Annotated in this window: 7 protein-coding genes and 1 pseudogene; 1 reads left to right on the top strand and 7 read right to left on the bottom strand. The window is 54.0% G+C overall.

Translation table 11 applies throughout. The annotated features are described in order from the left end of the window. Positions 1-113: 113 nt before the first annotated feature. On the top strand, positions 114-353 hold the full coding sequence (locus tag ACFFAR_RS17040) for a hypothetical protein (RefSeq protein ID WP_174364598.1): 240 nt from the start codon (positions 114-116) through the stop codon (positions 351-353). A 64-nt stretch (positions 354-417) separates the two neighbouring features. Here the strand turns inward: ACFFAR_RS17040 and ACFFAR_RS17035 are convergent, their stop codons facing one another. The 7 genes and pseudogenes from ACFFAR_RS17035 to ACFFAR_RS17005 all read right to left on the bottom strand — a co-directional run. Beyond that, entirely contained in the window at positions 418-588 is a 171-nt protein-coding gene (locus tag ACFFAR_RS17035) for an LPXTG cell wall anchor domain-containing protein (protein WP_174364599.1), read from the bottom strand. Positions 589-791: 203 nt separating this feature from the next. Beyond that, a complete protein-coding gene (locus tag ACFFAR_RS17030) occupies positions 792-1,109 on the bottom strand; it encodes a DUF4148 domain-containing protein (RefSeq protein ID WP_174364600.1) in 318 nt (105 codons plus the stop codon). Between the two features lie 166 nt (positions 1,110-1,275). Next, the gene (locus ACFFAR_RS17025; protein WP_174364601.1) at positions 1,276-2,034 is read right to left on the bottom strand and encodes a WecB/TagA/CpsF family glycosyltransferase; all 759 of its coding nucleotides are present in this window, start codon (positions 2,032-2,034) and stop codon (positions 1,276-1,278) included. A 125-nt stretch (positions 2,035-2,159) separates the two neighbouring features. Then, complete coding sequence (locus ACFFAR_RS17020; RefSeq protein ID WP_375508170.1) at positions 2,160-3,242, bottom strand: polysaccharide lyase; 1,083 nt, start codon at positions 3,240-3,242, stop codon at positions 2,160-2,162. Further along, complete coding sequence (locus ACFFAR_RS17015; RefSeq protein ID WP_375508169.1) at positions 3,239-3,928, bottom strand: glycosyltransferase family 4 protein; 690 nt, start codon at positions 3,926-3,928, stop codon at positions 3,239-3,241. The genes ACFFAR_RS17020 and ACFFAR_RS17015 overlap by 4 nt, the downstream gene beginning before the upstream one ends. A gap of 456 nt (positions 3,929-4,384) precedes the next feature. After that, the gene (locus ACFFAR_RS17010) at positions 4,385-5,710 is read right to left on the bottom strand and encodes a hypothetical protein (protein ID WP_375508168.1); all 1,326 of its coding nucleotides are present in this window, start codon (positions 5,708-5,710) and stop codon (positions 4,385-4,387) included. Continuing rightward, positions 5,703-6,248, bottom strand: a pseudogene (locus ACFFAR_RS17005) (glycosyltransferase); the annotation flags it as partial. The gene ACFFAR_RS17010 and the pseudogene ACFFAR_RS17005, both read right to left, overlap by 8 nt.

Raw genomic sequence — 6,248 nt, 5'->3', positions numbered from 1 at the left:
TAATCGGCGCGCACGCCCTGTTTCTCTTTTTTGCAATTTCTCACAATGGCGGCCCGCCACGCACCCCAGAATTACACGCTTGCAATTCATGGTTTAGTTCAGCGGGAGGCCGAATGCATGCCATTCCAATAAGTTACAACGACCACATCCTGATGCCGCTTGCTGCGGGCGAGCGCGGGAGCTTTGCATCGATGATCATCGTGACCAAGCCCGACGGCGCGCGCTGGGCGTCCGGCGTGCTTGGCTACTTCAACGAACCGGATGATGCGTGCCGCTTCGCTATTGAATGCGGGAAGGCCGAGGCGGACGGACGAAAGCCGCCGCGCAATCCGAAACCGCTCAGCCGCTCGTAATCATTAAGTACGGAGAGCAACCAAAAAGCCCGCGATGTGCGGGCTTTTTATCTTGGAAGACGCTTCAGTGCTTTTGGTGCAGCCAGCTCATATGATGTGTGTCGAGCCACTCGCGCATGCGCACGGCGCCGTCCGGATTCTCCGGATGATCCCGCCTGTAACGCCGCCCAAGCATGCCCGCTGCACCGATCATGACAGCCAGTCCGATAACGAAGCCAATCATCGATTGCGTCATGGCCGCCTCCTTGTGTTTCACGCCGTCAATACAGTTTAGGTCACGCGATTTGAAATGCGAGACCGACGTAAAAAAGCCCAGACAGTGAAGCTGGGCAAATCCACCGGGATAACCCGTTGGAGGAGGTTCTGTGTCAGGACCTGATTTGTAGGACTTCAACGCGGGAAATCCTGTCGAGCGCTTCGCAGCGATCCGTGACCGAATTACTGGCCCATGTAGACCGAGCGGACGCTGTCGCCGGTTGCCGTATGAACATTCGAACCGGAAGCGGACGCGCCACTCGACACGCCGCCGTAGCCCGTCTTTGCAGCGTTTTGCGCGGCCACACGTGCTTCTGCGGCCTGGATGTTCGCGGGGTAATCGTAGTCGTTCGCCGTCGCGGGGTTATAACCAGCGGCTTCGATCTGGACCAACTCGGCCTTCACTTGAGCGCGTGTGAGCGGCTGGTTCGACTGAGCAAACGATACTGCCGGGACAGCGAGGACTGCGGCTACAACAACGGCTTGAATGAGCGATTTCATGATGCTTACCTCCGACTTTTGTTTTGCCGCGAGCGACCCTGCTCGCGTTCTATATTTAGAAGTGTAGGTAGGCGGGGTCTGAAAATTAAGCGCTGAGTGCGCAAGAGATTATTGTGGGATTGGGGGTAAACCCTACGCTTACACTGCCGCTACGGCGGTCTCCGTGTTACTTGCTCGCTCTGCCGGATTGAAGAATCGCACCGAGGCGTGCCTTGAGTAGCATTAAAGCAAACTTGCTGTTGGTCGTGAAGTAGCGCTTCCACATGCGCCTTGGCTCTTGTCCCACACGATAAGCCCATTCCAGTCCACTATGCTGCATCCATTCGGGCGCGCGACTAACCTTGCCAGCAACCACGTCGAACGTACCGCCCACACCCATTACAAAGTCGACTCCGAGGCGGTCCTTCCATCGGTTAATGAAGTTCTCCTTCTTCGGAGACGTGATCGCTACGAAAAGCAATCGCGCGCCGGAGTCACGGATCATTTCTACGACTCGCTCCTCATCGTCCCAAAAGTAGCCGTGGTGATAACCGGCGATCTGCAACGCTGGATATCGCTTGGACACGACCTCGGCCGCTCGCGTGACTACTGCGTCAGTTGCGCCAAGCAAAAATACAGGAAGCGCTCGTTGCGCTGCCATTTGCAAAAGCCGCTCAAACAAGTCCACACCCGCCACTCGCTCGGGAACATCAAAGCCCAGCATTCTTGCGCCCCACACGACACCCATTCCGTCAATGTTGATAATGTCGCAAGCTCGGACCGACTCGGCCAGTTCCGCGTCGGTTTGCAAATGGACAAGCTTCGCAACGTTGACAACGACATGTTGCGTAAACTGTTTTTTCTCGACTCTCGAGCTAATCCATTCCACGGTCTCGCTCATCGTCGCAACGTCGACCGGGCAGGAAAATAAATCAATACGGTTCATCGTGTGTTTTCGTGATATTGGCGGTCCGATAAACCGAAGGGTTCATCGCGTCGACGTCGCTAAGGTGTAATTGGTCGGTGTCGCTGGAGGCGATACTTGATTGCTCTAACAACTGCAGGAAGCGCTTAACGCTGCGAAACGTACACTGGCCCAAAAAACATTGTTATTTGATTAACATCTGAGGGCTGCGTCAACCAGGCTGATTTATATAGCCCGATCTTGAGATATGCGCTTTGATCGTTCAGGTAGGCGTTCGGTACGCCTTGCATGGCGTACACCGAGCGTCCGTCTTTATATAGCTCGAGTGAGGAGTGCGTACCGGTCTCGTCCGGCACGTACCGCAGCGCCCAGTTAACCCATTTCCCCTTATCGACGTCAGCGCAACAAATCGAGATCGCACCAGAGACTGCTGAAGGATTGAGTCCTCCTCGTTGAGAAACTACATACTGTGTTCCGAGTATGGTGAGTGCGATAGTCGGCGAGCCCGCAGTTGAGGATTGGTGAATTTGGGTGATGATAGCGAGCTGTTTCGAGTCAAACTCGAAGTCCAAGGGGAGGAACGTACTCCACCGAACCAAATAGTCCCGGCCCTGCGCGAACTTGACGGGTGCCGGCAATAACAATTCAGCGCGTGGCGTACCATTTGCGACATTCGCAAAGCTTTCGTCGCGGCTAATGCTTACCCGGAGGGCGTTGCGCCCTGATACGACCGGATCCGCTACCACACTTACATCCAAGGGATTGGCTTGAACCCCGATTGCCTTGTCTATGCCGTTTTGCCAATTAGCGACATAAATTGGTTGATAAGTACTAGCCAGGATCTGGGTGGTCGGATCACTCCAATCTACGCTCGGACTCTGCGCTTCGGCGACGCCGCAGAAGAGCAGACCGGCTGCGGCAAAGGTACATGCAAAGCTCTTTATTTTTTGCGTGTGCCTTGCTTCTCTGTTTTCTGGATCAGCATTGAAACAGGATTCACCGGAGGCATTCGTTGCGCTCAATTCCGCCGCATCTACAAACTCTCGTATCGCTTTATTGGTCTGAATAGCCGCCCGAACAATAGCGGAGAGAGTTCTCGATTGCGGTGCGGCCTTCACCCGGCGAGCCTGGGGCCGACTCGCATCGACATCCACTTTAAGAGTGTTTGGCATTCCCTCCCTTCCAGCGATCGATTGAAACGGCGTAGCAAGCAGCTCTTTCCATCTCATGCGCATTGTTGTCCTCTCTTTTTTACTGCGACGTCCCGGTAGCACTGAATGTACTGACTGACGATGGTTCCGGTCGAATAGAGTCGGCGAGCCCGCTCCAGACCAGCCAAGCCCATTTTTCGAGCACGATCCGGGTTCTCAACCAATGTTTTAATAGAACTGGCGAGCGCCTCGGGCGCCCGTGACTCGACCAAATATCCAGTGACGCCCTCTTCGACGAGATCAAAGAAGCCTCCCGTTCTAATGCCGATAACCGCGACGCCCGAAAACATGGCCTCAAGCGTCACGATGCCAAATGACTCACGATGACTTGGAAGGCAGAAGACTAGGGCATCACGATAGAACTCTAACTTTTCGGCTCCGCTGAGCCATCCCACGAAAGTAACGCGGTCCCCAATCCCGAGGTCCTCGATCATCTTCGTCCAGGCACGACTATCGCCAGTCCCAGCAAGCCTGAGATGGACTAGACAACCCTCATCTTTGAGCAATGCCATCGCGTTGAACAAATCCGCAATCCCCTTCTCCGGAACAAAACGAGCTGCGAACGCGATATAAGGGGGAGCGTTTGACTCGCGCCGTGAGGTCTTGTTGACCCGATCCGCTGCGGTTTCGGCTTCGTGCGCACTGTTACCGATGGTATAAATTCCGCGGTTACCGCCTCTTTGTCTCGCCAAGTCTTTGCTCATTTCTCGGGATACACCAATAGCAGCATCAGCGCCTCGAATGAACTTGGTCACCGCCGAGGCAACTACCGGGCCGGCGCTCGCGCGAAATCCGTCCAAATCACTCGCATGCCAGTGAAATAACTTTTTTTTCCCATCAATCGCGCAAGCGAATATAGGACAAACTTTCGGTAAAACGATCCTTTCGCTGAAACGTGGAAGTGCACGATATCCACTTTCTTGCTTAAGGCGAACACAAACCGCGGAATGTCAACCAACCCGAAGAACGCGCAATCCAAAGGTCTTTTAAACCCGCGCGTTTCGAAAAACCGGAGCGAAATGCCCTCGTTTTCAAAAAGCATCTTGCGTGCAGCCAACTCGCTCAACACAGACGCAACTCCGCCGCGTTGTCCGAAGCCGGGCCCAACATGAAGTATGTTCAAGCGCGTAGTCGGCGCCGTGTGGACCATGGGCTTAACGTCAATTTGCGCCATCGTTCTGTCCGAGCATAAGTAAAGCTGAGTTGTTCGATAGAGCACTGCGCTTCACAACCACAGCAATGACCGCGAGAAATGGAGCGACAATTGCTGAGGTGAGCACATGCCCGGCCGTGAAAGCGATAATGATCAAGACAAAGAAAAATAACTTGCCAAATCGGACGACTGGCGAGCTTGAACGATGAATAAACTGTCTGCCAAGGTCGTATAGGTATAAACAAAATACCGGGAAGCCGAGTGCCAGCATCAAGTCAGGACCATCAATTTCGATTGGATAGCGTACGGTCGGATAGCCACCCGTCAGTAGCGCGACAAAATTTTGCTGCGCAAGATCGTTCCACACATTCGCGAATTTTAAGTTCCGACCGGACATCAAGATTGTCAGAAGCTGGTCTTCATTCGCTCGGTCGTGGTGATATGCAAAATAATTTATCGAAAGGTCCGCCGCCTGCTGGACCGATGGAACCGATAGATAGACCGCGAACGCAACGCCTATGAGCAGCATGACCAGCGTCGCGGCCCGAAGCGTTGCCTTAAGAACTCCGTATCGAGCATACGAGTAGGCGAATATTACGCCCAACGCACCTACCATTGCTCCCTTTGTACCTACTAGAAACGATGCGGTAAGCAGTATTCCTACAAACAACCCGTCGGCAGTGTTCCATCCGTTTCTTAAGACCCTTAGACATCCATACGCAAGTCCCGCCATCATGAGAGCAGACGTTTCATTCTGCGCGTAGACAATTCCTTTGTAACCCGCGCGAATGTGAGTTTCACCGCGATAACTCCGGAACATCTCTATCGAAAATATCGCTCCCGCGACAATGGATAAGGCGTAAATGATGAGAACCGCGCGAATCAAAGGCTCAAGCTTGGACAATTGCCGATCGCTCAATCCGCATAACGCTGCAACGTACACGAAGAAAGAAAACACTTTCAGAATGACGATGATTTCTTCAACGAATTCATCGCGAGTCATTCCCCCTAACGTGTATGAGCAAGTCGACGCTGCAATGGCTAGAGCCACGAGGAATGCGATACGCAGGTTCGACGAGTGCACCTTTCCTCGAAATGTCATCGCGACTAGCAAGCCAACGATAACAATTCCGCGAATGAACAGAGAGTAACGCGCGCCAAAATCGCCACCGACGCTGCCCTTCAGCGCGTACACCGAGAGAAAGTCACCAAGGGGAGACAGCGCGAATCCCGTCACCAGAAAAATCCAGGTCAGAGGCTTGGTGAGATAAGCTATTTCACCGCCACTGCCAGGTCTGCCGGCCCACCGATTGGGCGTTTCGATACTACTCATATTCCGTCCTGTGCATCTGCGATGTACGACGGCGCGACATGACGGTAAGCAAGAAAATGACCGTCCATCGAAAGCACGTACGAACTAAACGTAGTGGCGTCAGCAGCACCTTGTGCCAGCTAGTCCGAGTCGAGGTCGTGAGCGCTCTTCTGTCAGCCTCGATGCTGCTTTCCATCGTCTCAAAAGCTTCCCACACTGCATATGGACGGAGCTCCTTGACACGCATACCTCCGTGGTCACGGTGCCATGGCCAGTCGTCGAGCAACGCATGTACTTTGCCATCCGTATGGGCTATCGCGAGTTGCGCACCGCGTGCGGATATCCAGTATCCGACGGCCCCGGAAGTCCATTGTTTGAATGGAATACCGATGCGCATGCCGCCGACGACATCGACATGCTTCAGAGGCTCGTAAATATAGGTACGTATAGCGGCGGTCCGGCTTAACTTCGATCGTCCAAACAAGATGACGTCTGCAATTAGCCCGAGCAGGTTGTCCGGCGCTGGCTGGTGGCACTGTCCGAGTCGCAGACGCCATCG

This window comes from uncultured Caballeronia sp., from assembly GCF_964243625.1.
Taxonomy (GTDB): Bacteria; Pseudomonadota; Gammaproteobacteria; order Burkholderiales; family Burkholderiaceae; genus Caballeronia.
This window is presented reverse-complemented; position numbering and strand designations above follow the sequence as displayed.